We start from the raw sequence: 26,105 nt of genomic DNA on the forward strand, positions 1-26,105 counted from the left end.
ATGCATACCTAAGAAACCCAGTATTCTATGCAATCAAAAAATCAACCTCTCAAAACCAGGCTTCATAATCGGAATAGAAACCGGAAACCTTATGACTTGAAGGCCCTGGTAGCTGCCATTCCAAAATTAAAAAACCATATTAAGCCCAATAAATACGGAGGTGATTCAGTAGATTTTTCAAGCCCAATCGCCGTAAAACTTCTAAATCAAGCGCTACTAAAGCATTATTATGGCATAAACAATTGGCAGTTTCCAGATGAGAATTTATGCCCGCCCATCCCGGGTAGAGCTGATTACCTACACTATATTGCCGACCTACTGAGCGAAAGCAATGCCGGTAAAATACAAAAAGGGAATCAAATTTGCGGTCTTGATGTGGGAGTTGGAGCAACGTGTATCTACCCTATTATTGGCGTCACAGAATACGATTGGAACTTTATAGCTTCTGACATTGATCCCAAATCAATTTCCTCAGCTCAGCAAATTATTGATTCAAATCCATCTCTAAGAGACAAAGTTGATTGTAGATTACAAAAAGATCCAAATGCAATTTTTGGAGGTATAATCGATAAAAAGGATAAAATTGATTTTACCATGTGCAACCCACCCTTTCATGCCTCCATTGAAGAAGCTCAAAGAGGTAGTCGACGAAAAGTAAGGAATCTCTCAGGCAAAAAAGTAACTGAAGCTAAACTAAATTTCTCAGGATCTAAAAATGAACTTATCTACGATGGTGGAGAATATCAATTCATCAAAAATATGATTCGCGAAAGTGAAGAATTTACTAAAAGCTGTTTGTGGTTTTCAACTTTGATATCAAAGCAATCTAACCTTAAGGGTACTTATAAATTATTAGAAAAAATTAAACCCACTAAGCTTAAGACCATCGCTATGGGAACCGGCAATAAAAGCAGTCGCATTGTAGCCTGGTCGTTTCTTTCACAGGAGGAACAAAAGGTATGGAAAGTAGAATAGGAAGTAATAAGCTGTGAAATTCTATCCAAACAAATGAACGACAATGACAATATTTTTAGATAGAATTGGATGTGGGAGCAAATTGGAGCTCACTTCGGAATTAAAGCAGATGGAGCAAGAAGATGAACCTGAAAATCTATTGGAACAAAATATCATCTCAAGGAAGTGATTTATCTCAACTGGCCTCTGCCATACCAATATTGTCTTAAGAATTTCTAGAAATTTGAGGTCGAATTTTTTATTTGAAAAATTAGTGGTTTTTAATTCGTAATTTCAAATCTCTCAATTCTGAAAGAGTTAAAATATTTTTCAATTCAAAAACCGAAAAATGAAGCCCAGGATTATAATTTTTGATGTTAACGAAACCCTTTTAAACTTAATTCCACTTAAGGAGGAAGTAAATGCTGCGCTGGAAAATGAAATGGGTTTTGAGGTATGGTTTCCTAAATTATTGCATTACTCCCTGGTAGAAACTTCAACCGGAAACTATAGTGATTTCAGTGAAATTGCAGCTGCGACTTTTAAGATGATTTCAGGAAAATTTGAAAAAAAATTTTCTGATGAAGAAATTAAGAATATCCTTTCTGAAATTACTAAACTTCAAGCCTACCCCGATGTAAAACCCGGTTTAGAGCAATTAAAGAACGCCGATTTTAAACTTATTGCCTTTAGCAATGGCAAACCCGATGTGCTAAAAGCGCAGCTAAAGTATGCCGAAATCGACTTTCTTTTTGACGGAATTCATAGTGTGGAAGAGATAAAAAAATACAAGCCAAACCTTGAAAGCTATCGGTTTATTCTGAATAAATATAAAATTAGTCCTGAAAGCGCTTTAATGGTCGCGGCTCACGCCTGGGATATTCTAGGCGCCCAACGTGCAAATTTGCAAACTTGTTTTGTTGAAAGACCTGGAAAAAGTTTATATGAATTAGCTGAAGACCCCGATTTTTCAGTTCCAAAGATCACTTCAATTTTAGAAAAAATCAGCTAAAAATAAGAAATTACCAGCGCCGCACTTATTCCAAATAGAATGTGAGCGATAATTAGTTGCAGATAAAATTGGCTAAAATCAATATTAGGCGGATTTCTATTTAATTTAAACATCAATTTCCAACCAAAAATTCCAATAACTCCCACTAATAGTCCCAAAATACTCCCTGAAAGTATTCCTGCGAAAAAATTAGTAAACTCCCATATAAAGCTAAAAGCGAAAACAAAAAACCAACCTATCATAAAATGAATAATCCAACCTAAAATATTATTTTTTGAAATTTTCAATTTAATTATTTCAGATCTCGAAATTAGCGCATTCAATAATTCTGGTTCTCTAAATTGTTTAGATTTAAAATGAGACACTACATAGCTAAAAATGGTCATTACTGTAGTTGCGATAACTCCTGAAATAAAAATTGTTAGAATATCCATGATTATATTTTCCATCAAAACAATTAAATATAAGAATTACAAACCTATCTCTTAATTTAAAAAATTGCTAAAATTTTAAGTGATCTGATTTAGAGTAGTTAAATACCGGTATTCGAGGAAAATCAATCTTGCCATATTTAAAATCAAAAGCAAAGCTTAACAATTTATTCAACTTAGATTCACCTTTGGATAATTCCACTTGCTTAAATTAAAAATCGATAATTATTCTGGCTAAAAAATCTTAGATCTGTAGCCTTTGAAAATGAAGAGTAAATGAAAATGTTAGGAAAAATAATAATGACCCTGGGGGTTTTATTGGGTAGCTTTGTACTTGTTGGTTCCTTTGTGTTTGACCAGGAAAATGCATTAAATGCCCCTCCTATGATATTTGCTCTAGTTTTAGGATTAGGAACAATTGCCGCAATTTTCGTTATTTGGCGAAGAAAAGGCAACACACCAGAGGAAGAAAACAGCACCGACTTTTAATATTTTATTCTCTCCAATTAATTTTTACAAATTAATAATTTCATTTTCTCATAATTTCTAGATTACCAGTTTTAGAAAGTTAAATCGTTCTAAAAACATTGCTATTATTAGCCGTTCTTAAAATTGATACTTAATTTTAGGAAAAGCAGAAATATGAAAAGCATTGAATTAGGAAAATCAGGATTGAAATCGGCACCAATTATTTTTGGTGGTAATGTTTTTGGATGGACTTTAAATGAGAAAGAATCCTTTAAAATGTTGGATGAGCTTTTTGAGCTTGGTTTTACTACAATAGATACAGCTGACGTTTATTCCCGTTGGGCAGATGGAGTTCCCCACGGTACTTCAGAAAGAATTATCGGGAAATGGATGAAAGAGCGCAAACTAAGAGATCAAATTACTTTAATCACCAAAGGCGGCTCAAGTTTACAACCCGGTGGGCCAAAAAATAATTCGCGGGATTATCTTAGCGGAACAGTCCAGGATTCTCTTTCTAGGCTACAAACCGATTATATAGACCTTTATTTCACGCATTTTGATGACGGGGAAACTCCGGTAGAAGAAGCTCTGGAAGCTTATAAAAAGTTTATTGAAAATGGAAAAATCAAACATATTGGCGCTTCAAATTTTTCTGCTAAAAGATTACAAAAGTCTTTAGATATCGCGTCTAAAAAAGATTTACCGGCTTATAAAGTTTTTCAGCCAGAATATAATTTAATGGTGCGTGATAAATTTGAAGGTGAAATTGAAGAAATTTGTAATAAAAATAATTTTGGCGTAATCCCCTACTTTTCCCTTGCCAGCGGATTTTTAACCGGGAAATATCGTAAAAAAGAAGATTTTGACGGGAAAGAAAGAAAAATGTTTACCGATAAGTTTTTAAACGAGCGAGGCAAAAATGTTCTAAAATCTCTGGATGAAATTTCAGAAAAGCATAATATTTCACAAGCAGGGGTTGCTTTAGCTTGGTTAATCAATAGCCCCGGAGTTAGCGCACCAATTGCCAGCGCCACTAAATCTTCGCATTTAAAATCTTTTAAAGAAGCTATTGATATTTCCCTTTCAAAAGAAGATATAGAAGTTTTGAATAAAGCCAGTAAGCAAGAATAACAAGAAATTAAAAACTTCTTATTTCGAAAAGATTGTTTAAGCTAAAAAGCTTCGCAATTTCGTTAGAAACAAGCTATACGTCATTGCGAAGTCGCTTTTTTAAGCGGTTGAAGCAATTTCACCCAAGGAACTTGAAAAAGATTAAAGAACTAAGAAAAATTTCTCCTAAAGTCAAAAGACTCCTATTTAACCTAAAACCTTTACTAACTCAGCAAAATCTAATTTTTGCTGATCGCCGGTTTTCATATTTTTTAAGGTAAATTTTTCAGTTTGCATTTCTTCGGCGCCGGCCAGGATCACGAATGGAATTTCACGTTTATTGGCGTAATTCATTTGTTTTTTCATCTTAGCGTCGTCCGGATATAATTCAACGGTTATATTTTCTGCACGTAGGCTATTTACGGCTTTCAGCGCATAGAGTGCTTCTTCATCCCCAAAATTAATAAATAGCGCTTTTGTGTTTTGAGTAACAGCTTCAGGAAACAAATTCAATTCTTCCAACACGAGATAAATTCTATCCAGTCCAAAAGATATTCCTACGCCACTCATATCTTTTAATCCGAAAATCCCGGTAAGATCATCATAACGGCCACCGCCACCAATAGATCCCATTTTTACATTTTCGGGAGCCGAAACCTCAAAAATGGCCCCGGTATAATAATTAAGTCCGCGGGCAAGAGTTACATCTAAATCGAGTTTTGCAGTTTTTAAAGGCATTTCCCTGATAGCTTTTTCAATAAACTCCAACTCTTTAATCCCTTCTTTTCCTGTATCAGAAGTTTCCAGTATCTCTTTAATTACTTTAATCTTTTCGGCAAATCCGCCTTTTAGACCAAAAATAGGTTGGATTTTTTCAATGGCACTTTCAGAAATACCTTTTTCAAGCATTTCTTTCTTAACGCCCTCCTCGCCTATTTTGTCCAGTTTATCTAAAGCAACGGTAAAATCGATAAGCCTGTCTTTTTCGCCAATAACTTCGGCAAAACCAGATAATACTTTTCGGTTATTGATTTTAATGGTTACACCTTCTAAGTTCAAGGCTGCAAAAACGGCATCGTATAATTGCACAAACTCTACTTCCTGCCACAGGCTTTTACTCCCAACAACATCTGCATCACACTGAAAGAATTCTCTGAAACGACCTTTTTGGGGCCTATCAGCTCTCCAAACCGGCTGAATTTGGTAGCGTTTAAATGGGAAATCTATTTCATTTTGGTGCTGTACCACGTAACGGGCAAAAGGCACCGTAAGATCGTAGCGCAGGGCTTTTTCACTAATGGAAGAAGTGATCTTTAAACTGTCTTTGGCCTGGTAAGCTTCAGGATCCACCTTTTTAAGAAAATCCCCGGAATTCAAAATTTTAAAAATCAACCTATCTCCTTCTTCCCCATATTTTCCCATAAGGGTATCTGAGTTTTCAAAACTTGGAGTCTCTATAGGCTGAAAGCCGAACTTTTTAAATTCGGTTTTAATTTTATCAAAAATAAAATTTCGCTTAGCGACTTCGGCTGGATTAAAATCTCGGGTTCCTTTTGGGATTGAAGGTTTTTGTGCCATAAATTCTAATAAGTATAAGTACTTTTTTGGTTTAAAAATTCGCCGAAAACCGGCCAAAACAATGCTGCAAATATCTAAATTTTTACCCTAACCCAAACAAATTTCAGATTTTAAGTAACATTATACCACTTATGAAGTCTAACTTAATAGCACGAAAAAACTTTCTATGTTCGGATTGTTAAAAGAAAACATAAGCATCGCTTTTAATTCAATTAAAAGTCAGTTACTTAGAACCATACTTACGGTTTTAATTATCGCCATTGGAATCACCGCTTTGGTAGGGATTTTAAGTGCAGTTACTGCACTTGAAAATACAATTAGCAGCGATTTTGCTTCCATGGGCGCCAATACTTTTAATATTCAACGTTATGAATTCAATTCACAACGCCAGGGGGGCGGAGAAGTTGAAAAGATAAATCCCATTATAAGTTATCGAGAAGTAAAGAAATTTGAAGATAATTATCAATATCCACAGGCACAAACTGCGGTTTCTTTCACAGGAACTTCTGGTGCTGAAGTAAAATATATTAACGATAAAACCGATCCTGAAGTTCGTGTTCTTGGAGTAAACGAGAACTTTATGGAAAACTCTGGTTTAAATGTTGATTCAGGACGGGAGTTTAACATTTTTGATATTGAAAATAATAATAATGTTGTAATCCTGGGAGCCGACTTCGCAAAAGAGGAAGGCTTATTTAAGGGAGCAGACCCAATAGATAAGATAGTTAGTATTAGAGGAGGAAAATTCAGAGTTATTGGAGTTTTAGAATCAAAAGGTTCTACGTTTGGAAATAACCAGGACTTACGCGTGCTTATGCCTATACAGGTAGCCAGATCTATGTTTACACAGCCGCAAATAAATTACAGTGTAAGTGTAAAAGTTGATGATAAAGAACTTTTAGAAGGTGCACAAGATGAAGCAATACTTACTTTTAGAAATATTAGAAAATTGAATCCAATAGAGGAAAATAATTTTGGTCTGGAACGCAGCGACGATCTAATTAACAGGATTTTCTCTATTACCAGCTACCTTAATTTTGCTGCCTGGATAATTTCAATAATTACCATTTTTGGATCTTCTATTGCACTCATGAATATTATGCTTGTAAGCGTAACTGAAAGAACTCGCGAAATTGGAGTTAGAAAAGCCCTGGGCGCCAAACGAAAAACTATTGCCGCACAATTCTTTATGGAAACCCTTATCATTGGTCAAATTGGAGGGCTTGTAGGTATTATCTTCGGAATTTTAATTGGTATGGGCGTTTCTGCAGCAGCAGATTTTAATTTCACCACTCCCTGGGTTGCGATGATTTGGGCCACCGCTATCACAATTTTAGTAGCTATACTCGCCGGAAGTTATCCCGCAGCCAAAGCAGCAAAACAAGATCCTATTGAATCGCTTAGGTATGAGTAAAAGTGAATAGTGAAATTTAGAGGTTTTTAGTTAGACTTAATCCTTCAAGATAAATATTGAATAAGAATATAAGCTTATCTAATACTCACGCTGCTATTCAAAATTATTTACTCTCTACCATTTTATCAAAATAGCGATAAAGATCTCCTTTGGTAATGTTTGCTCCTTGTTTAATAAGTGCGAAAATATCTTTATTTCTGTCGTCACTTAAAGCTTTGGAAGAAGTATAAATATTCACTGATTCGTCCAGTAAATTGGTTTGCAACCAGCTATAGCCCTTTCTAGTGGTAAGGTCTATTCCTTCATGCTCAATTTTAATTGCGATAAGATGAATAGTGACTTCGGTAATATGAAACAGGTAAATTTGGTTAGCAGAAAAATGTTCCAGGTATTCTACTTTATTTAGAACGCCTTCCCAAATAAGATCACTAAATACGTCCAGCTCCTGCTCTGCTGCTTTTGGTTGCTCTTTTTTTATTTTCTCCCATTCATCTGCAGTAATAGATTGTGAAGCCAGGAAATTAATAAATTCCTGCTTCATTTCTTCAAACTGTTCTTTGGTTAATCTGGAATATTTCATTTTGGTAAAGATTAAAATAACTTTCGAATTGCAATATTTAAAATCGTCATCCTGAATTTATTTCAGAGCCTGCCCAGATTTTTATTCGGGGATCTAAGTCTTTGGAATGTTAACATGTTAGAAGCTGAAACCAGTTCAGCTTGACGAAAACAATAACTCTGAATGCTACTTGTAAATTAGGGTCTCATTAAAATAAGAAAAGCCCACTACTGGAGCGGGCTTTCACTTTAATATTGAAATAAATTATGCTTCAGCAACAACGTCAAAATTGTAGGTAGTCACTACTTCACGGTGAAAACGCAAAGTTGCTTCGTACTGTCCCAATCTCTTGATGTTCCCACCAGCGATATTTATAAATTTCTTATCGATTTCAATTCCTTCCTTAGCGAAAGCATCAGATAAATCTGCGTTGGTGATAGATCCAAATAATTTGTCTCCGGCACCAGCTTTAGCAGTTAACTTAATCTCTACGTTATTAAGTTTTTCTGCCTGCTTCTTAGCTTCGTCGATATGTTTCTGTTCTTTATAGGCTCTTTGCTTCAGGGTTTCAGCTAAAACTTTTTTAGCCGAAGGAGTTGCAAGTTGTGCATATCCCTGAGGAATAAGATAATTTCTACCGTAACCGTTTTTCACGTTTACAACATCATCTTTAAAACCTAAATTATCTACGTCTTGTTTAAGTATCAATTCCATAATTGCCTCTTTTTATTTTAGTAAATCACCAACATATGGCATTAACGCAAGGTGACGTGCTCTTTTCACAGCAACAGCCACTTTTCTTTGGTACTTTAAAGAAGTTCCTGTTAAGCGACGAGGCAATAATTTTCCCTGCTCGTTTACGAAACTCATTAACCAATCTGGATCTTTATAATCTACATATTTAATTCCAGATCTTTTAAAACGACAATACTTTTTCGTTTTACTGGTCTCTATATTAAGAGGAGTAAGATACCTGATCTCTCCGTCTTTTTTTCCTTTTGCTTGTTGTTCAATAGATGTAGCCATAATTACGCTTTTTCTTGTTGTCTTCTATTTCTTCTTTTCTCAGCCCAGTCGATAGCGTGTTTGTCTAACTTTACAGTTAAATAACGCATCATACGCTCGTCTCTTCTAAAAGCAAGTTCCAACGGCTCTATAGCCTCTCCTGGAGCTTTGAATTGAAACAGGTGGTAAAACCCGCTCTTTTTGTGTTGAACTGGGTAGGCTAATTTTCTAAGCCCCCAATCTTCTTTCGATACCATCTCGGCCCCTTTAGAAACAAGAAATTCTTCGTATTTCTGAACTGTCTCCTTTATCTGCTCATCAGATAAAACGGGATTCAAGATGAAAACAGTTTCATAATTGTTCATAAAAATTTACTTTAAATTAAATTGGCTGCAAAAGTAGCTCATTTATTTCTATTTTCAAAGCTTCATAGTAAACTAACTTCAACCCTTCACTTATTAGTATTCATAATGAAAACTGCTTATTTCCATATTAATAGTAAAAAAGACAAATCTTACTTAATTAGCGAAGGATAATCTTCATCTTTATCCGACGAATGCAAAGTTTATCTTGTAATAATGAGATTTTATGTTTAATATTGTTATTACTTAACCTAACTACCGTGGAAGAAATTTTACTCAAATGTATTGTTGTTGACGATTCTAGCTTACAACGATTATCTATCGTTAAGCTAATTAGAGACCATGCTAACCTGAAGCTTGTTGCAGAGTATAATAATGCTATTGAAACAAAAAATGGCCTTCTCGATAATGAAATCGATTTGATTTTTCTAGATATCGAAATGCCCGTTTTAACAGGTTTCGAACTTCTTGACGATCTTCCTAATAAACCGCAAATTATTTTTGTAACGGGGAAAACTCAATACGCGTTTAAGGCTTTTGATTATGATGCAGTAGATTATATTCACAAACCGGTTACAAAAGAGCGTTTTAATAATGCAGTGAATAAAGCGATAAATCTTTATAAATTAAAACACCAAATTGCTGTACCCCCGGAAGATGATGACTATATTTTTGTAAAAAGCAATCTTAAAAATCGCAAGGTTTTTCTCAATAAGCTTAAATATATTCAGGCTCTGGGAGATTATGTGAAATTTGTAACTGAAAAAGAGAATTTTGTGGTTCTTGCCACTATGAAATCTTTTGAAGAGCAATTACCAAACGATAAATTTCTTAGAACCCATAAATCTTATATCGTAAATCTCGATAAAATTGAACGCTACAATTCTAAGAATATCGAAATCGACAAGCAAAAACTTCCACTAAGCCGTCATAAAAAGAACAACCTGGTTGAAGCTTTAAGCGCAATTCAGTAAATTCTAATTACCCTATATACTATTATTTTACTATCGTCAACCTGAACTATTTTTAGGTTTTAACTTGGTACCACAATAGATCCTGAAACAAGTTCAGGATGCCATCCAGGAAAAGTCAGTTTAATATTATATAGGATCTACATTAATCACCACCTTCACACTCCTAAAAGCACCAATAGATTTAAAACTTTCCATAATTCGTTGTAATACTTCCTTTGTTTTTCCCAAAGATTGTTGCTGAGGAATTTTGAGCAAAATATTCTTATAATATTCATTCCTTATCCTTGCTACCGGAGGAAATTCTGGACCGAGTACATTTTCTTTAAAAACATTTTTTATCCCTACAGCCAGCCAATCTGCAGCGTCGTTAGTTTTTGAAAAATCCCGACATTTTAAAGTGATTCTAATCAATCTATGAAATGGCGGATATTTATAGTTATAACGCTCTTCTAATTGATCTTTGTACATTCCCGCATAATCTCCCATAGAAACCTGCTGAATAATCTGGTGATGTGGATTATAACTTTGAATCAATACTTTCCCGCGCTTTTTAGTTCTCCCTGCCCTACCAGCTACCTGGAGCATCAGTTGAAAACTACGCTCATGCGCTCTAAAATCAGGGAAATTCAACAAATTATCGGCATTCATAATTCCCACTAGATTTACTTTTCTAAAGTCAAGTCCTTTAGTAAGCATTTGTGTCCCTATTAAGATATCTATTTCCTGTTGCTCAAAGGCAGTAATCAGTTTTTCGTAAGCATATTTCCCACGAGTAGTATCCTGATCCATTCTGGCAGTTTTATAATCAGGAAAAATTGTTTTTAATTCGGTTTCAATTTGTTCGGTTCCAAAACCTTTGGTGGTAATTTCTGAACTATCACAGGCCATACATTTCTTTTGCATTGCTATATGATAACCGCAATAGTGACATCTTAATTGATTATTATGGCTATGATACGTTAAACTCACATCACAATTGGGACATTGTGGCGAATGCCCACAAGTGTTGCATTCTAAAACCGGGGAAAAACCCCTGCGATTTTGAAATAAGATTACCTGTTCTCCACCATCCAGAGTCTCCTTAATCTCAGCGAGCATTCTATCAGAAAAATGCCCTTTCATTTCTTTCTTCTTGTATTTAGTTTTTATATCTACAATTTCAATAGCAGGTTCTAACACATCGCCATATCTGCGGTTTAATTCTACAAAAGAATATTTATGATGCTTTGCGTTAAAATATGACTCTAAAGAAGGTGTCGCAGAACCTAAAATGGTTTTAGCTTTGAAAAAATTCGCCAACACAATCGCAGCATCCCTGGCGTGATATCGAGGTGCAGGATCAAATTGTTTGAAAGAAGTTTCATGTTCTTCATCTACAACCACTAATCCCAAATTAGCAAAAGGTAAAAATATTGAGGAGCGTGCACCAATTACAATTCTTGCTTTATCTGAATCTTCCAAGATATGCCTGTACACTTCTACCCTTTCATTTACCGAATATTTGCTATGGTAAACCAAAACCTTATCACCAAAATAAGCTCGTAAACGTTCAATTAATTGGGTAGTTAAAGCGATTTCCGGTAAAACATAAAGTGCCTGCTGGCCTTTAGCGATAACTTCTTCAATGAGTTTGATGTAGATTTCAGTCTTTCCCGAGGAAGTTATTCCGTGAAATAAACAAACCTCCTGTTCTTTTAATCCGTTTTCTATTTCTGAAAAAGCTTTTTGCTGAAGTTCACTTAATTGAATGCCTGTTGCTGAAGATTCTCCCTGGAAACTTACCCTATCGGTTTTTTCATAATACTCAAGTAGAATTTCCTTTTTCACAAGGCTTTTAATGATCGCTGCAGAAACCCCCGATTTATCGCTTAGCTCCTTTACTTTTAAAGGTTTCTTATGCTGCGCTTTTATACTAAAAAAACTTAGTAAAGCTTCTTTCTGCTTTGGTGCTTTTTCCAGTTCATCTAAAAGCTGGTGCATTTTAGCTTCTTGATCATAAACCGGATTCAATTTTACAAAGCGTATTTTTTTAGGTTTATATTGCTCGTAAATTTCCTGGTTTAAAACCACTAAACCTTTCTCAACCAAAGCATTAATAACTGGTAGGACGGTTTTTTTATCCAGGATTTTCATTACTTCCTGTATCTTTACCGAAGACTGCCGTTGCAAAGCTTCAATCACCAAGTATTCTTCATCTTTCAGCTCATTTTCATCAATCTCAGCATCTTTAATAAGTTGTACAATGCTTTCACTTTCCAATAAAAAAGCTCCAGGAAGAGCGGCTTTTAAAACATCCCCTTCAACACACATATAATAAGAAGCAATCCACGACCAAAATTTAAGTTGATGTTTTGTTACTAAGGGGTTTTTATCTAAAATCTGATTTATGGGCTTCGCTTCATAAACCTGTGGCGCATTTTCGTGAATTTTAGCCGTAATACCGGTATATACTTTAGTCTTCCCAAATGGAACAGCAACACGCATACCTTCCTCTAAAAATTCTGCTTCTGCTTTAGTTATTGAATAAGTGAAGCGTTTCTGTAAAGGGAGCGGTAAAATAACATCTATAAAATAAGCCATAAGGAAACAGAAAGTTTAATCAAAAATAAAAACCATCCTTAAAAAAGAATGGCTTTTAGTATTCTAAATTTTAGAAAGTTTTTATTCTACTCTTTCCCAAACCTTTGTTTTATAGAAAAAAGCGATATATCCTCTCACATTTAATTTATCTGGATTGCTTTCGTCAACCCAAATTTTACCTTTATACTCTTTCCCAGATTTTGGATCTATTAAAGTTCCATCTACATATTCATCGCCTTCTTTAACAAAATCGCGAATCACATTTAGACCTTCAATAGGTTTGTTTTTGAGTTCTCCGGGACATTCGGTGCATTTACGATCGCGATGTTCCTCCTTGGTAATGCGTATTACTTTACCATGAACTATATCATCCTCTTCATAAATTTCTATTATAGAATTTACCCGGCCGGCTTCATTCACCACTTTCCATTTGCCAAACACTCCTTGCGCCTGTAGCCCTGAAGAAATCAGGATTAATCCGAAAAATAATAGGTTAAGTAAGTTGAATTTGGTTTTCATTATCTTTATATCTATTGTTTACCCAGCATACCTTCTTTAAGGTCTTCATCTGCCGGGTTGTTGGAAAGCCATATTCCAAATAAAGCTTTTTTAAACTCCATTCCTTTAATAACTCCGCTTTCATTTCCATTCTTATAGATTACCGAACCTTTTCCTGGTAGGTAAACGATATCAAAAACGTCTTCTTTATTGATCTCATCCTCAAAAAAACTTATAAATTTTTTGATTTCAGAAGAAATTGGAGCAGTATTTCCACCGGTTGAATTTTCAAAACCTTCGGTTACCGCATCAATCATTCGCTTACTGGTAATCATTTTTGAAACAATGTGCAATTTTATTGCCATAGCTTCATCTTTATTCATGATTTCTGAAGCCTTATTTGATTTATTTTTAAGGTAGAGTCCACCGGCATACATATCCATCCAGAATTTCTCTCTTACTCCGGCGCCATTAAGCGTTAATTTTTCAGAACCGTATTCTACAGTATTTGGTAAGGTTGCACCACCAATTTCGGTTTGTGCTGAAGTCAGGTTTAAGCCAAGAACGGCAACAAAAAGTACTAATAGTTTTTTCATTTTTAATGTGGTTTTAGGGTGTTAAGTTATTTAATTTTTTTCTTCATTTTTATTAAAGATGCATTTAATTCGAATCCTAAGAGCAATATATTAGAATTCAGCCAGATATACACCATTAATATTAATAATGCACCAATCGAGCCATAAAGCTCATTATAAGTAGAAAAATTTTCAATATATAAACCAAATAAATAGGTAAAGGTCACAATTAGCAATGTTGTAAATGAAGCTCCTACTGAAAAGAAACGAGCCTGGCGCGCTTCCTTGGTACCAAAATAATATAAAGTAGCAACCGCTGTATAAATGAGTAATATAAATACAAAATACTTCACTACAGATGGGTTAACATCCATAAAACGCAGTCCCAACTCATTAAAATCGGTTACCGCGTAGGTTAAATAGACGGCTAGAATTACCGTAAGCAATAAAAGCAAAGACATAATTAGTGAAACTCCTACCGCTACCAGATACTGTCTTATTATAGACCTGTTTGCATTGGTATGGTAAGAGAATTCAAAACCGGTGAATATGGCGTTTATCCCATTGGTCATCAAAAAAATGGAAACTATGAAAGCAATAGAAAGTAAACCCCCACGAGGAGTATTTGCAATATCCAGAAATATGTCATTGAAAAAATCTGATGTATTTGGAGGTAAAAGTGAATCCATAAATACAAGAAATTGCAACTGAAAATCATCTATAAAGTTTACATACGGAATTAGGTTAAGCATAAATAGCAAAAAAGGAAAAAGCGCCATAAAAAAGCTAAACGCGATAGCGCTTGCACGGGTAGAGAAAGTTCCTTTTATAATCCCACCTGAATAAATTTCCCAAAGATCGTAAAGCGACAATCCATCAAAACCGGGCAATATTATTCCTTTGGTTTTAGTCTCCCACCAATTGGAAAATTGCTCTAATTTAGACAGAAAGGCTTTCTTTGGAGCCATATATTAGATTGCTTTTAGACTGAGATCTAAATTATAAACCGAATGCGTTAAGGCACCACTAGAAATATAATCTACCCCACACTCCGCATATTTTAGGGCCGTTTCCAGTGTAATCCCTCCACTGGATTCTGTGAGGCATTTTCCATTAATCAAGCTTACCGCCTGTCGCGTATCTTCATAATTAAAATTATCAATCAAAATGCGGTAAACCCCTTCGCTTTTTAGAATTTCTTCAATTTCCTTTAAATTTCTTGCCTCTACAATTATTTTAAGATCAAGTTGATTGCTTTTAAGGTAATCTTTAGTTTTGTTGATCGCCTTGGTAATTCCACCGGCGAAATCTATATGATTGTCTTTAAGCATGATCATATCATATAAAGCAAACCTGTGATTTTCGCCACCCCCAATTTTTACAGCCCATTTTTCTAAAGCTCTTATCCCCGGGGTAGTTTTTCGGGTATCCAAAATTTTTGTTTTTGTTCCTTCTAATTTTTGAACAAATATGTTGGTTTTAGTTGCAATGGCACTCATTCTTTGCATGGCATTCAACACTAACCTTTCGGCCTTTAATATAGATTGTGAACTTCCATCAACATAGAAAACAATATCGCCACGATCTATAGCATTACCGTCGTTTATAAGAACTTCAACATTCAATTTTGGATCAACCTTTTCAAAGACTTTTAAAGCAAAATCTACTCCGGCCAGAATTCCTTTATCCTTCACCAGTAGCTTGGCTTCCCCCGTAGCATCAGCAGGAATACAGGCTAGGGAACTATGATCACCTTCTCCCACATCTTCCCGAATGGCATTATCTATAATTAAATTTATTTCTTTTTCAAATTGTGCTTTTGAGATCATTTGCAATACTTATTTTTGTAAATGTAGCAAAGTCTACGCTAAATATACCGAATGACTATAAAATTACTGTGCATAGGAAAGACCGACAACAGGGAGCTAAAACAGCTTATTGAAGTTTATAAAAACCGCCTGCAGTTTTACAATAAATTTGAAATTGAAATTATTCCAGATCTTAAAAAAACAAAGAACCTGGATGAAAATCAACAGAAAGAAAAAGAAGGTGAATTAATCCTGGCCAGGGTTCAAAATTCAGACTTCTTAGTCCTTTTAGATGAAAACGGAAGAGAGTTCTCTTCGGAAAAATTTTCAGCATATATTCAGAAAAGATTGAACAGCGGTCTAAAACAGCTAATTTTTGTGATTGGCGGACCATATGGCTTTTCTGAATCGGTTTATCAAAGAGCTGATGCTAAAGTTGCACTTTCACAAATGACTTTCTCACACCAAATGGTGCGATTATTTTTTACCGAACAATTATACCGTGCTTTTACCATCTTAAGAAATGAACCCTACCACCACCGCTAAAACCCTATCTATGGAACTCGTATTCGCTACGCACAATAAAAATAAACTCATTGAGATTAAGGCACTTTTGCCACATTATATTACACTTTTATCCTTAGATGATATTGGGTGTAATGAAGATATTCCTGAAACTGCTGATACTATAGAAGGAAATGCTATTTTAAAGGCAGAACATGTTAGGCATCGTTATGGCTACAATTGTTTTGCAGACGATACAGGGCTTGAAGTTGAGGCATTAAATGGAGAACCGGGAGTTCACTCTGCCCGCTATGCTGGAGAAGAGAAAGACGACAAACAAAATGTTGCTAAACTACTGGAGGAATTAAAGGATAAGAAAAATCGTAATGCACAGTTTAAAACTGCTATTGCATTAAATTTAAACGACAATCAAAATCTTTTCACCGGAATTTGCAAAGGTGAAATTATAAAGGGGAGACTTGGAGATAAGGGCTTTGGTTACGATCCGGTATTTAAACCACTTGATTTTGAAACTACTTTTGCCGAAATGAGCTTAACTGAAAAATCTGAAATAAGTCACCGCGGAAAAGCTTTTAGAGCGCTAATAGCCTATCTTTCAAAATAAAAGAAGTAGATAGGCATATATTGCTATCTAAGCCGTACCTTTGCCGCTTATTTAATTTTTTATATGAACAAATTTGAACAATTAGGTTTAAACCCTTCAATTCTTAAAGCAGTCGAAGAAATGGGTTTTACAGACCCGAGTGAAATACAGGAAAAAGCGATTCCTGTTTTACTAAATGAAGATACCGATATGGTGGCATTAGCCCAAACCGGTACAGGAAAGACAGCTGCTTTTGGATTCCCGCTTATCCAAAAAATAGACGTAAGTAAAAAACATACCCAGGCATTAATTCTTTCACCAACCCGTGAACTATGCCTGCAAATTACCAATGAATTAAAGAATTACTCTAAATTTGAAAAAGGCTTAAATCCTGTTGCCATCTATGGTGGTGCCAGCATTACAGACCAGGCCAGACAAATTGAACGTGGCGCACAAATTATTGTAGCTACCCCGGGACGCATGCAGGATATGATTAATCGTAACCTGGTAAATATTTCTAAAATAGAATATTGTGTTTTAGATGAAGCCGATGAGATGCTTAATATGGGCTTCTTTGAAGACATTAAGGCCATTCTTTCTCATACCCCAAAAGAAAAGCATACCTGGTTATTTTCTGCAACAATGCCAAAAGAAGTTGCAACTATTGCCAAGAAATTTATGCGTACCCCTATTGAAATTACCGTAGGTTCTAAAAACCAGGGAACATCTAATGTTTCCCATGAGTTTTACCTGGTAAATTCAAGACAACGTTACGAAGCTTTAAAAAGATTGGCAGATGCTAATCCAGATATCTTTTCGGTGATTTTTTGTCGAACAAAAAGAGATACTCAAAAAGTTGCTGAAAAACTTATTGAAGATGGTTATAGCGCCGCAGCTTTGCACGGTGACCTTAGCCAGAATCAACGTGATTTGGTTATGAAGAGCTTTAGGAATAAACAAATCCAGATGCTGGTTGCTACTGATGTTGCCGCTCGTGGAATTGATGTAGATGATATTACCCACGTAATCAACTACCAACTTCCTGATGAAATTGAAACTTACACTCACCGTAGTGGCCGTACCGGTCGTGCAGGAAAGAGCGGAGTTTCCATGGTAATTGTTACCAAAAGTGAAATGCGTAAAATCAAAAGTATTGAACGTATTATTCAGCAAAAATTTGAGCAAAAAGATATTCCAGACGGAATGGAAATTTGCCGTGTACAATTGTTTCACCTTGCAAATGACATTAAGGAAACGAAAATAAATCACGATATAGATGCTTACCTCCCTGGAATTAACGAGGTTTTAGAAGATTTCACTAAGGAAGAGCTTATTAAAAAGTTCTTTTCTGTAGAATTCACAAGATTCTTCAACTATTATAAAAATTCTGAAGGCTTAAGTTCACCTTCTGCTCCTGCAGATGGAGGTGGATCTGGAGATTCTACACGTTACTTTATAAATGTAGGTGCTAAAGATGATTTTGACTGGATGAGCTTAAAGGACTTCCTTAAAGCCACTTTAGATCTTGGACGGGACGATGTTTATAAAGTTGATGTCAAAGACAGCTTCTCTTTTTTTAATACCGATGCAAAAAACACTGAAACTGTTTTAAGTACTTTTAAAGACTTTAAACATCAGGGTAGATATATTAATGTTGAAGAAACTACAGATACCGGCGGACGTGGAAAACGTGGTGGCGGTGGCGGTGGCCGAAAAGGCGGCAAATTCAACAAAGGCGGCGGCAAACCTGACTTTAAAGGAGGTGGACGTAGACGTTCAGACGATTTTAAAGGTGGATCGGGTAAAGGAAAAAAATCTGGAAACCGTAGCAAAAATATTGAAAGCTCTATTAAAAGAAGACGCAGCAAAAATTAAATTCACTTCTGGCGTCTAAATTTTAAATTATGGCATTGTTTTTTATATGTATTTTATAATTTAGGCGCCAATTGTTATGAAGAAATCCCTTTTTACCCTTTTACTACTTTTTTTTACTATTCAGGCATTTTCACAGGATGTGGTATCGGGAACCGTTATGAACGCCGCCGATGACAAACCTATTGAAAAGGTTCATATCGTTAACCTCAACCAGGTTAAAGGTGCCGTTAGCCAGGAAGATGGAACTTTTGAGTTACAGGCCACTGTTAATGATACTCTTTATTTCTCTTATCTAGGCTTTAGACCCATAAAAGTGAGAGTAACAAACGACTGGCTTAAATTTGGAAATGTAAAGGTAAAAATGACCGAGTTGGGAATTGCTTTAGAAGAAGTAGTTTTAAAACCGGTTACACTTACTGGCTATTTAGAGATTGACGCTAGAAATATTCCTATTTATGAAAATACACGTTACAGCATTTCTGGATTAAATTCTGGTTATGAAGGCGAGGACAATTCTGCCAGTGCTGTTTCCCGTACCCTGGGAGCCATTTTCAATCCTGCAGACCTAATGAATAACATTTTTGGTAAAAAGCCACAACAAATGCGAAAGTTAAGGAAGATGAAGGAAGATGATGAAATAAGAACACTTCTTAGAAATAAATTTGACAGAGAAACGCTTATAGCACTACTTCCTGTAAATAAAGTAGAGATTGACGAAATTTTGCAACGTTGCAATTACTCGAAAGATTTTTTAAGATCGGCTAACGATCTTCAAATACTGGATGCGTTAAGTGGATGTTATGAAGAATATCGAGTTTTACAACGGGATTAGATCTTTATTGATTTCTCCATCCTGGTTTTTAATTTAGTAAGCCCTTTCTCAAGATCTTGACCCATTAATTTATCTGGACTGTAGAAAAGGCTAATTACAGATAATGGACAAGGTAAACTTCCCCTAATTCCCCATACTACTTTAGATTTACCAGGTTCCAGCTCCTTCACAGCAAAATAAGTTAATAAACTCACCTTAATTGGCTTTACAAATAACACCCTGGTTTCAAAAACTCTTGGATGTTTCACTTTTATAATCTTCTGCGTTCCCTCCCCTATTTCATTATTTTTAGATTTCCAGTATATAGCTGCACCAGGTTGCCCATCATCTCCCTTAAATTTTAAGATTGCACCCGGATATTTTGAAAACCAGGGCACCCACAACGGATGTTTTTTCAATTGCCTTACATTACTAAATACAACATCACGGGGAGAATTAATCACCATGGTTCGACTTATATCATATCGCTTCTTCGCCCAGGCGTGTAAAAAAGCAATGAAAGTAATAAAAGCTATAAGCAGGTAGAAAAAGAGGGTCATTCGAGCAAATTATTCCACTAATTTAAGGATTTTCTAAATTGTATTGTGATATTATTGAATCTGAATTTTTAATACACTTTTTCAGCCATTCATATTTCAGATCTAGTTTCTCATTTTCAGAAAGATACCAGGGAATTTCACTGCTTCTTAAGTTTGAAGTAATAGATTGCAAAATAATAGCTGCTGAAACTGAAATATTAAGACTTTCAGTAAAACCAAACATAGGGATTTTCAATCTGCAATCTGCTTCCTCCAATATTTCATCGCTTAAACCGTCCTTTTCGGTTCCGAAGAAAATAACGGAAGGTTTTTTAATATCGAAATCTTCAAGATTTGTACTTTCACCGTAAGGAGTGGTTGCCACAATCTGGTAACCTTTATTGCGTAATGTTTCTATACACTCCTTTGAAGTTGAGTATCGATTTACATCTACCCATTTTTGAGCACCCATAGCAATCTCCCGGTCTATTCGTTTTGGTTTGCGCTCTTCAACCACGTGTATATTTTGAATTCCAAAAACTTCACAACTCCTTATCACCGCACTGGTGTTATGCAACTGATATACATCTTGTGTGGCCACGGTGAAATGATTTGTACGTTCAGCGATTACTTTATCGAATAAAGCAATGCGGCGTGGTTTTAGAAAAGTCTCAAGATGAGTAATAATATCTATTTTTTGCATGGGCTAAAATTAAAAAACCCGACAGGAAGTCGGGCGTTTTCAGAAGAAATATTTGGAAATTTTTCCTGATTAAAAATAAAAACCCGGCCTTTTCGAGACCGGGTTTTCAATTAATAATGTAATTGGGAATTAAATTCTAAGAATTAGAACCTACATTTCCCTGAGCTACGAGAGTGTCTAAATCTTCTGCACTAAGGTGCACGTTTAGGTAACCATTATACTCTAAAAGACCATTATAATCTATCATATCGCCATCTTCACCATCAAAGGCAGAAACATTGGTCATACTCATTCCGGTATCACCATCTACTGAATTTAAAGAGATCGCAATATCACCAGGAGCATCTGCAATAGATCCTACGTGAATATGTGCAGGGTGTTCTCCACCATCAGGTGTTCCATCTAACATAATAGTTACTAGAGTTTCACCATTTACACGTTCTTCAAACATGGCTGTTCCCATAATTCCGGCAACATCTACACTTGCAAGATCATAAGAAGCTGATTCTCCGGTTAACTCATTTTGACCAATATCGCCCTGAGCTACAATAACACCTAGTTGGTCTGCACTTAAGTGAACGTTTACATAACCATCATAATTTAGCACATCTTCGTAACCAAATTCAGTATCATCGTCAAGCATTCCTACGTGAGTCATGCTCATCCCGGTGGCTCCATTAACTGGATTGAAAGTAAAAGCTATATCGCCAGGACCTTCAGCTGCAGTTCCCATATGAATGTGAGCTGGGTGCATTCCGTCTTCTGGTGTACCATCTAACATAATAGTTGCAAGCGCCTCTCCACTCATTCTTTCTTCAAAAATTACAGAACCACTAATCCCTTCAACATCTTTTTCTCCTAACTCGTAAGTTTTGCTCTCACCGGTTAATTCATTAGCCCCGATATCTCCTTGTGCTACTACAACACCAAGTTCATCTGCGCTTAGGTGAACGTTAACATAACCATCATAATTTAATACTTCTTCGTAACCAAATGCGGTATCATCGTCTAACATTTCAACCTGAGTCATACTCATTCCGGTTGCTCCATTAACAGGGTTAAAGGTAAAAGCTATATCGCCAGGACCTTCAGTAAAAGAACCCATATGTATGTGCGCTGGGTGCATTCCATCTTCTGGAGTATTTTCTATATTAATGGTTGCTAATGCAGCACCACTCATACGTTCTTCAAACATTACGGTTCCGCTAATCCCTTCTACATCTCTTTCATCAAGATCGTAAGATTTGCTTTCACCAGTAAGTTCGTTTCCTCCTATATCATTTTGGGCAACTATTGTCCCAAGTTCATCTGCACTTAGGTGTACATTTACATAACCATCGTAGCTTAATACATCGTTATACATAAATGCTGTACCATCATCTAAAGCTGCAACGTTGGTTTTACTCATTCCAGTTGCTCCATTTACAGGATTAAAACTAAATGCAATATCTCCTGGAGCTTCAGCTACAGATCCCATATGGATATGTGCAGGATGCTCACCATCCTCCGGAGTACCGTCTAACATAATTGTTGCCAGGGCTTCTCCATTTACTCTTTCCTGAAACATTACATTTCCAGAAATTCCTTCTACATCTTTTTCTTCAAGCATATAGTTTTTAGATTCTCCGGTAAGCTCATTTTCACCGATATCTCCCTGTGCTACTAAAGTACCTAGATCATCAGCGCTCAAATGCACATTAATATATCCATCAAAATTAATGGCTTCCTCATAAGTTATACCTGTACCATCGTCTAAGGTAGAAAAAGTGGTAGTACTCATTCCGGTAGATCCATCTACAGGCTCAAAAGAAAGTGCAATATCACCACCTTCAGCGGCAGTGTTATAATGAATGTGTGCCGGGTGCATCCCGCCATCTGGTGTTCCATCCAATTCAATTTCAACAGTAGTACTGTTATCTTCATTTTCCATAAAAGTGGCAGTACCTGATATTGAAGGATCAGCAACAGAAAATAAATCAAAGGATTTTGTCTCTCCTTCAAATTCATCTCCGCCACCATCTGGATCTACAGCATCATCATCGCTGCTGCAACTCATAAACATAAAAGGTAATGCTATAAAAATAGCAAGTAAGAATTTTTTCATAATTTAAAAATTTTTAGTTTTTAGTAGGTTTAAATTAAAAAAGTGCAATTTTTTTACACTTTCATTTATCTAATCTATTTATAGTTACGAAGCATAATCCTATGACGGATGTTAAGAATTACTAAAATGACGCATAAAATATGTTAATCCTGAAATAATTATTTATTTGAAAGATTCTATAAATTGAATTTATTAGAGGTAAATGAGAATACTAAAATTTTAAAAATACTGATCTACAGTAAACTAGCTAAATAAATATGCAATGGTCTCTATAAAGAGTATTTATTTAATATTAAGCCGAGCCAAAAGCAATAATCGCAATTAATAGGGAAAAATGACCTAAATTTATTAATTGGACAAAAAGGGAAAAATAAAAAAGCCCGACTCAAAGTCGGGCTTTTAATTAAAAGAAATATTTTACAAAAACTATTCTTCTGAAGCGTTAGCTCCAACATTTCCCTGAGCTACAAGAGTGTCTAAATCTTCTGCACTAAGGTGCACGTTTAGGTAGCCATTATAATCTAAAAGACCATCATAATCGATCATTTCTCCATCTTCACCATCAAAGGCAGCAACATTGGTCATACTCATTCCAGTATCACCATCTACTGAATTTAAAGAGATCGCGATAGCACCAGGAGCGTCTGCAACAGATCCTACGTGAATATGCGCAGGATGCTCTCCCCCTTCAGGAGTTCCATCTAACATAATGGTAACCAAAGTTTCTCCATTGTTACGTTCCTCAAACATAGCTGTTCCCATAATTCCGTCAACATCTACGCTTGCAAGATCATAAGAAGTAGATTCTCCGGTTAATTCATTTTGGCCAATATCGGTTTGAGCTACAACAGTAGCTAACTCTTCAGCACTTAAATGAACATTGATATAACCATCAAAATCCAACAATTCTTCATAAGATACGCTTGTACCATCATCCAAAGTTGAAACTTCAGTAGTACTTGTTCCAGTTGCACCATCTATAGGCTCAAAAGAAACAGCGATTTCACCAGTTTCAGCTGCAGTTCCCATGTGAATGTGTGCTGGGTGCATTCCATCTTCTGGAGTACCATCAAGATCAAACTCTACGGTAGTAGAACCATCTTCATTTTCCATAAAAGTTACGGTTCCGCTAACGCCAGAATCACCAATTTCATTTAAGGTGTATTCTTTTGTCTCTCCTTGAAATTCCGGTGTTTCTACTCCATCGTCGTCGCTATCACAACTTGTGAATCCTGCGACCATCATTAAAGCAAATGCTAATTTTTTCATGTAAATTTTAATTTTTGGGTTATTGTTTTATTCTCTTTCGAGATGCATAGAACAGAAAAAGGTTGCGTTTTATTTTAGCCTTTATCAACACTTTAACAGGGTTTTAAACTTAAACTTCTGAAATTCAGAAATCAACGTATTTAATTTTAACATTTCAATTTTTATTAAATTAACGTTACATTACAAATTGAGATGAGATAACAATTAATAATGAAGAAAAAAAAAGTAGTAGTTCTCACCGGCGCTGGTATAAGTGCAGAGAGTGGAATAAAAACATTTAGGGATGCCGATGGGCTTTGGGAAGGCCACGATGTTATGGAGATTGCTTCGCCAATTGGCTGGGAAAAAGATCAAAATCGGGTTTTAGAATTTTATAATCAAAGACGACGCCAACTACTAACAGTTGCACCAAATGCGGCGCATTTTGCCCTGGTAAAGCTTGCCGAAAAATTTGATGTAGAAATCATTACACAAAATATAGACGATCTTCACGAACGCGCTGGCAGCGATAAGGTTACTCATCTTCACGGTGAGCTTTTAAAAGCCAGGAGTACTTTTAATGAAAATCTTGTCATGGATTGGAAACAGGATATTAACCTAGGTGACTTTTGTGAATTTAATCATCAATTAAGGCCACACGTGGTTTGGTTTGGAGAAGCTGTACCTATGTTTGAAAAAGCTATGGAGATCGTGGCAGAAGCTGAAATACTTATTATTATAGGAACATCAATGCAGGTTTATCCTGCCGCAGGTCTCTTAGATTTTTCACCTCGAGGAATTCCTATCTATTTTATAGATCCAAAGCCTAATATTTTAGAAAAAGGAAATCTTAGTATAATTACTAAAACCGCATCAAAAGGAGTCCCTAAGTTGGTTGATGAATTAATAAATTCAGCATAAAAACCGGAAAGTTTATAAGTGAAAAGAAATGCCATTGCGGTTTTAAAGATTAACGGGAAGCAGTATATTTACGCCTTTTAATTTTTAAAGCAAGAATATGACACCGCTAACCGCCATTTCACCTATAGATGGAAGATATCATTCCAAAACCCAACAACTTTCAGCCTATTTTAGTGAAGAGGCTTTAATAAGATATCGTGTAAAAGTTGAAGTAGAATATTTTATTGCACTTTGTGAGTTACCTCTACCTCAACTCAAAAATATAAATTCTTCGGTCTTTGGTGATTTACGTGCGATCTATGAAAATTTCACCACTATAGATGCCCAGGCAGTTAAAGAGATTGAAAAAACCACCAATCACGATGTCAAGGCTGTAGAATATTTACTAAAAAACAAGTTTGATGAATTAGGTTTAGAGGAGTATAAAGAATTCATACATTTTGGACTTACTTCTCAGGATATTAATAATACTGCTGTCCCCTTAAGCCTAAGGGATGCTATTGAAGAAGAATATATTCCAGAAATAGAGCAAATTACTGCAAAATTAACTCAGCTTTCCCAGGATTGGGCTAACGTTCCTTTACTTGCAAGAACGCATGGCCAACCGGCTTCTCCTACCAGGCTGGGTAAAGAAATAGAAGTTTTTATAACTCGTTTAGAGTCGCAATTAGATCTTTTAAATAAAGTACCTCATGCTGCTAAATTTGGTGGTGCCACAGGAAATTTTAACGCACATAAAGTGGCTTACCCAAATATAGATTGGAAGGAATTCGGGACTAATTTTGTTCAGAAGAAACTGGGCTTACATCATTCTTTCCCAACGACCCAAATTGAGCATTATGACCATATGGCTGCTTTATTTGATGGTTTAAAGCGAATAAACACTATTTTAATAGATCTGGATCGTGATATCTGGACCTATGTTTCTATGGATTATTTTAAGCAGAAAATTAAAAAAGGAGAAATAGGTTCTTCTGCAATGCCACATAAAGTAAATCCTATAGATTTTGAAAACAGCGAAGGTAATTTAGGAATTGCCAATGCTATTTTCGAACATTTATCGGCTAAATTACCACTTAGTAGATTACAACGTGATCTTACCGACAGTACGGTTTTAAGGAATATAGGTGTGCCTATGGGCCATACCAGTATCGCATTTAAAAGCACCTTAAAAGGTTTGAATAAATTACTGCTGAATGAAGAAAAACTAAATGCCGATCTTGAAGCAAACTGGGCGGTGGTTGCCGAAGCAATTCAAACAATTTTAAGACGTGAAGGGTTCAAAAACCCTTATGAAACACTAAAAGGTCTTACCCGAACCAATGAAAAAATAAATAAAAAGAGTATTGCCGATTTCATTGAAACTTTAGAGATTTCAGAAGAAGTTAAAGAAGAACTTAAAAAAATAACCCCGCAGAATTATACGGGGATTTAATTTAAAAAGGACACTATCCCGCAAAGTGTGTAA

At 35.6% G+C, this 26,105-nt stretch carries 27 protein-coding genes; 12 read left to right on the forward strand and 15 right to left on the reverse strand.

What is annotated here, in order from left to right:
* The first annotated feature begins 27 nt into the window (after positions 1–27).
* Positions 28–975, forward strand: a complete 948-nt coding sequence (gene rlmF / locus FG27_RS01350) for a 23S rRNA (adenine(1618)-N(6))-methyltransferase RlmF (protein WP_037314495.1) — start codon at positions 28–30, stop codon at positions 973–975.
* A 328-nt stretch (positions 976–1,303) separates the two neighbouring features.
* Complete coding sequence (locus tag FG27_RS01355) at positions 1,304–1,966, forward strand: haloacid dehalogenase type II (RefSeq protein ID WP_037314498.1); 663 nt, start codon at positions 1,304–1,306, stop codon at positions 1,964–1,966.
* Here the strand turns inward: FG27_RS01355 and FG27_RS01360 are convergent.
* Entirely contained in the window at positions 1,963–2,415 is a 453-nt protein-coding gene (locus FG27_RS01360; protein ID WP_051935726.1) for a hypothetical protein, read from the reverse strand. The two genes, FG27_RS01355 and FG27_RS01360, sit on opposite strands and share 4 nt — an antisense overlap.
* Positions 2,416–2,673: 258 nt before the next feature.
* Here FG27_RS01360 and FG27_RS01365 point away from each other — a divergent pair, with 258 nt between their 5' ends.
* Both FG27_RS01365 and FG27_RS01370 read left to right on the forward strand, forming a co-directional pair.
* Positions 2,674–2,886 carry an MMPL family transporter gene (locus FG27_RS01365; protein WP_156101177.1) on the forward strand — a complete coding sequence of 71 codons (213 nt, stop codon included), beginning with the start codon at positions 2,674–2,676 and terminating at the stop codon, positions 2,884–2,886.
* A gap of 153 nt (positions 2,887–3,039) precedes the next feature.
* Positions 3,040–3,996, forward strand: a complete 957-nt coding sequence (locus tag FG27_RS01370) for an aldo/keto reductase (protein WP_037314504.1) — start codon at positions 3,040–3,042, stop codon at positions 3,994–3,996.
* Positions 3,997–4,182: 186 nt separating this feature from the next.
* Here the strand turns inward: FG27_RS01370 and hisS are convergent, their stop codons facing one another.
* A complete protein-coding gene (gene hisS / locus FG27_RS01375) occupies positions 4,183–5,553 on the reverse strand; it encodes a histidine--tRNA ligase (protein WP_037314507.1) in 1,371 nt (456 codons plus the stop codon).
* A gap of 166 nt (positions 5,554–5,719) precedes the next feature.
* On the opposite strand from hisS, the gene FG27_RS01380 reads away from it, so the two are divergent.
* On the forward strand, positions 5,720–6,967 hold the full coding sequence (locus tag FG27_RS01380) for an ABC transporter permease (RefSeq protein ID WP_037314510.1): 1,248 nt from the start codon (positions 5,720–5,722) through the stop codon (positions 6,965–6,967).
* 103 nt (positions 6,968–7,070) lie between these two features.
* Here the strand turns inward: FG27_RS01380 and FG27_RS01385 are convergent, their stop codons facing one another.
* The 4 genes from FG27_RS01385 to rpsF all read right to left on the reverse strand — a co-directional run bounded on the left by FG27_RS01385 (position 7,071) and on the right by rpsF (position 8,896).
* On the reverse strand, positions 7,071–7,547 hold the full coding sequence (locus FG27_RS01385; protein ID WP_037314513.1) for a DUF6495 family protein: 477 nt from the start codon (positions 7,545–7,547) through the stop codon (positions 7,071–7,073).
* A 243-nt stretch (positions 7,548–7,790) separates the two neighbouring features.
* On the reverse strand, positions 7,791–8,240 hold the full coding sequence (gene rplI / locus FG27_RS01390) for a 50S ribosomal protein L9 (protein WP_037314515.1): 450 nt from the start codon (positions 8,238–8,240) through the stop codon (positions 7,791–7,793).
* A 12-nt stretch (positions 8,241–8,252) separates the two neighbouring features.
* Positions 8,253–8,552: a 30S ribosomal protein S18 gene (gene rpsR, locus FG27_RS01395; protein ID WP_037314517.1), complete on the reverse strand. Its 300-nt coding sequence runs from the start codon at positions 8,550–8,552 to the stop codon at positions 8,253–8,255.
* Positions 8,553–8,554: 2 nt separating this feature from the next.
* Entirely contained in the window at positions 8,555–8,896 is a 342-nt protein-coding gene (rpsF, locus tag FG27_RS01400; protein ID WP_037314519.1) for a 30S ribosomal protein S6, read from the reverse strand.
* Between the two features lie 257 nt (positions 8,897–9,153).
* Between rpsF and FG27_RS01405 the strand changes: the two genes are divergently transcribed.
* Positions 9,154–9,867 (forward strand): LytTR family DNA-binding domain-containing protein, encoded by a 714-nt coding sequence (locus tag FG27_RS01405; RefSeq protein ID WP_037321890.1) that lies wholly within the window; start codon positions 9,154–9,156, stop codon positions 9,865–9,867.
* 126 nt (positions 9,868–9,993) lie between these two features.
* Here the strand turns inward: FG27_RS01405 and priA are convergent, their stop codons facing one another.
* From priA to nadC, 5 genes are all read right to left on the reverse strand, one after another.
* On the reverse strand, positions 9,994–12,447 hold the full coding sequence (priA, locus tag FG27_RS01410; RefSeq protein WP_037314521.1) for a primosomal protein N': 2,454 nt from the start codon (positions 12,445–12,447) through the stop codon (positions 9,994–9,996).
* An 81-nt stretch (positions 12,448–12,528) separates the two neighbouring features.
* Entirely contained in the window at positions 12,529–12,966 is a 438-nt protein-coding gene (locus FG27_RS01415) for a DUF2147 domain-containing protein (protein WP_037314523.1), read from the reverse strand.
* A gap of 11 nt (positions 12,967–12,977) precedes the next feature.
* Positions 12,978–13,541 carry a chalcone isomerase family protein gene (locus FG27_RS01420; RefSeq protein ID WP_037314525.1) on the reverse strand — a complete coding sequence of 188 codons (564 nt, stop codon included), beginning with the start codon at positions 13,539–13,541 and terminating at the stop codon, positions 12,978–12,980.
* A 26-nt stretch (positions 13,542–13,567) separates the two neighbouring features.
* Positions 13,568–14,488 (reverse strand): YihY/virulence factor BrkB family protein, encoded by a 921-nt coding sequence (locus tag FG27_RS01425; RefSeq protein ID WP_037314526.1) that lies wholly within the window; start codon positions 14,486–14,488, stop codon positions 13,568–13,570.
* A 3-nt stretch (positions 14,489–14,491) separates the two neighbouring features.
* On the reverse strand, positions 14,492–15,349 hold the full coding sequence (nadC, locus tag FG27_RS01430) for a carboxylating nicotinate-nucleotide diphosphorylase (RefSeq protein WP_037314528.1): 858 nt from the start codon (positions 15,347–15,349) through the stop codon (positions 14,492–14,494).
* A gap of 51 nt (positions 15,350–15,400) precedes the next feature.
* On the opposite strand from nadC, the gene rlmH reads away from it, so the two are divergent.
* The 4 genes from rlmH (at position 15,401) to FG27_RS01450 (ending at position 19,143) form a co-directional block, all read left to right on the forward strand.
* The gene (gene rlmH, locus FG27_RS01435) at positions 15,401–15,874 is read left to right on the forward strand and encodes a 23S rRNA (pseudouridine(1915)-N(3))-methyltransferase RlmH (RefSeq protein WP_037314530.1); all 474 of its coding nucleotides are present in this window, start codon (positions 15,401–15,403) and stop codon (positions 15,872–15,874) included.
* A 10-nt stretch (positions 15,875–15,884) separates the two neighbouring features.
* Positions 15,885–16,457 (forward strand): non-canonical purine NTP diphosphatase, encoded by a 573-nt coding sequence (locus FG27_RS01440; protein WP_037321891.1) that lies wholly within the window; start codon positions 15,885–15,887, stop codon positions 16,455–16,457.
* 63 nt (positions 16,458–16,520) lie between these two features.
* Entirely contained in the window at positions 16,521–18,311 is a 1,791-nt protein-coding gene (locus FG27_RS01445; protein WP_037314533.1) for a DEAD/DEAH box helicase, read from the forward strand.
* Between the two features lie 76 nt (positions 18,312–18,387).
* Entirely contained in the window at positions 18,388–19,143 is a 756-nt protein-coding gene (locus FG27_RS01450; RefSeq protein WP_037314537.1) for a carboxypeptidase-like regulatory domain-containing protein, read from the forward strand.
* Here the strand turns inward: FG27_RS01450 and FG27_RS01455 are convergent.
* From FG27_RS01455 to FG27_RS01470, 4 genes are all read right to left on the reverse strand, one after another.
* On the reverse strand, positions 19,140–19,682 hold the full coding sequence (locus FG27_RS01455; protein ID WP_037314540.1) for an SRPBCC family protein: 543 nt from the start codon (positions 19,680–19,682) through the stop codon (positions 19,140–19,142). The two genes, FG27_RS01450 and FG27_RS01455, sit on opposite strands and share 4 nt — an antisense overlap.
* A 22-nt stretch (positions 19,683–19,704) precedes the next feature.
* Positions 19,705–20,364 (reverse strand): RNA methyltransferase, encoded by a 660-nt coding sequence (locus FG27_RS01460; RefSeq protein ID WP_037314543.1) that lies wholly within the window; start codon positions 20,362–20,364, stop codon positions 19,705–19,707.
* 136 nt (positions 20,365–20,500) lie between these two features.
* Complete coding sequence (locus FG27_RS19190) at positions 20,501–22,468, reverse strand: CHRD domain-containing protein (RefSeq protein WP_197051651.1); 1,968 nt, start codon at positions 22,466–22,468, stop codon at positions 20,501–20,503.
* A gap of 426 nt (positions 22,469–22,894) precedes the next feature.
* Positions 22,895–23,737, reverse strand: coding sequence for a CHRD domain-containing protein (locus tag FG27_RS01470; protein WP_037314545.1), 843 nt, complete (start codon positions 23,735–23,737; stop codon positions 22,895–22,897).
* Between the two features lie 210 nt (positions 23,738–23,947).
* Between FG27_RS01470 and FG27_RS01475 the strand changes: the two genes are divergently transcribed.
* Entirely contained in the window at positions 23,948–24,637 is a 690-nt protein-coding gene (locus FG27_RS01475) for an NAD-dependent deacylase (protein ID WP_037314548.1), read from the forward strand.
* Between the two features lie 97 nt (positions 24,638–24,734).
* A complete protein-coding gene (gene purB, locus FG27_RS01480) occupies positions 24,735–26,072 on the forward strand; it encodes an adenylosuccinate lyase (protein ID WP_037314550.1) in 1,338 nt (445 codons plus the stop codon).
* The last annotated feature ends 33 nt before the right edge of the window (positions 26,073–26,105 follow it).

Source organism: Salegentibacter sp. Hel_I_6, assembly GCF_000745315.1.
Lineage (GTDB): Bacteria > Bacteroidota > Bacteroidia > Flavobacteriales > Flavobacteriaceae > Salegentibacter.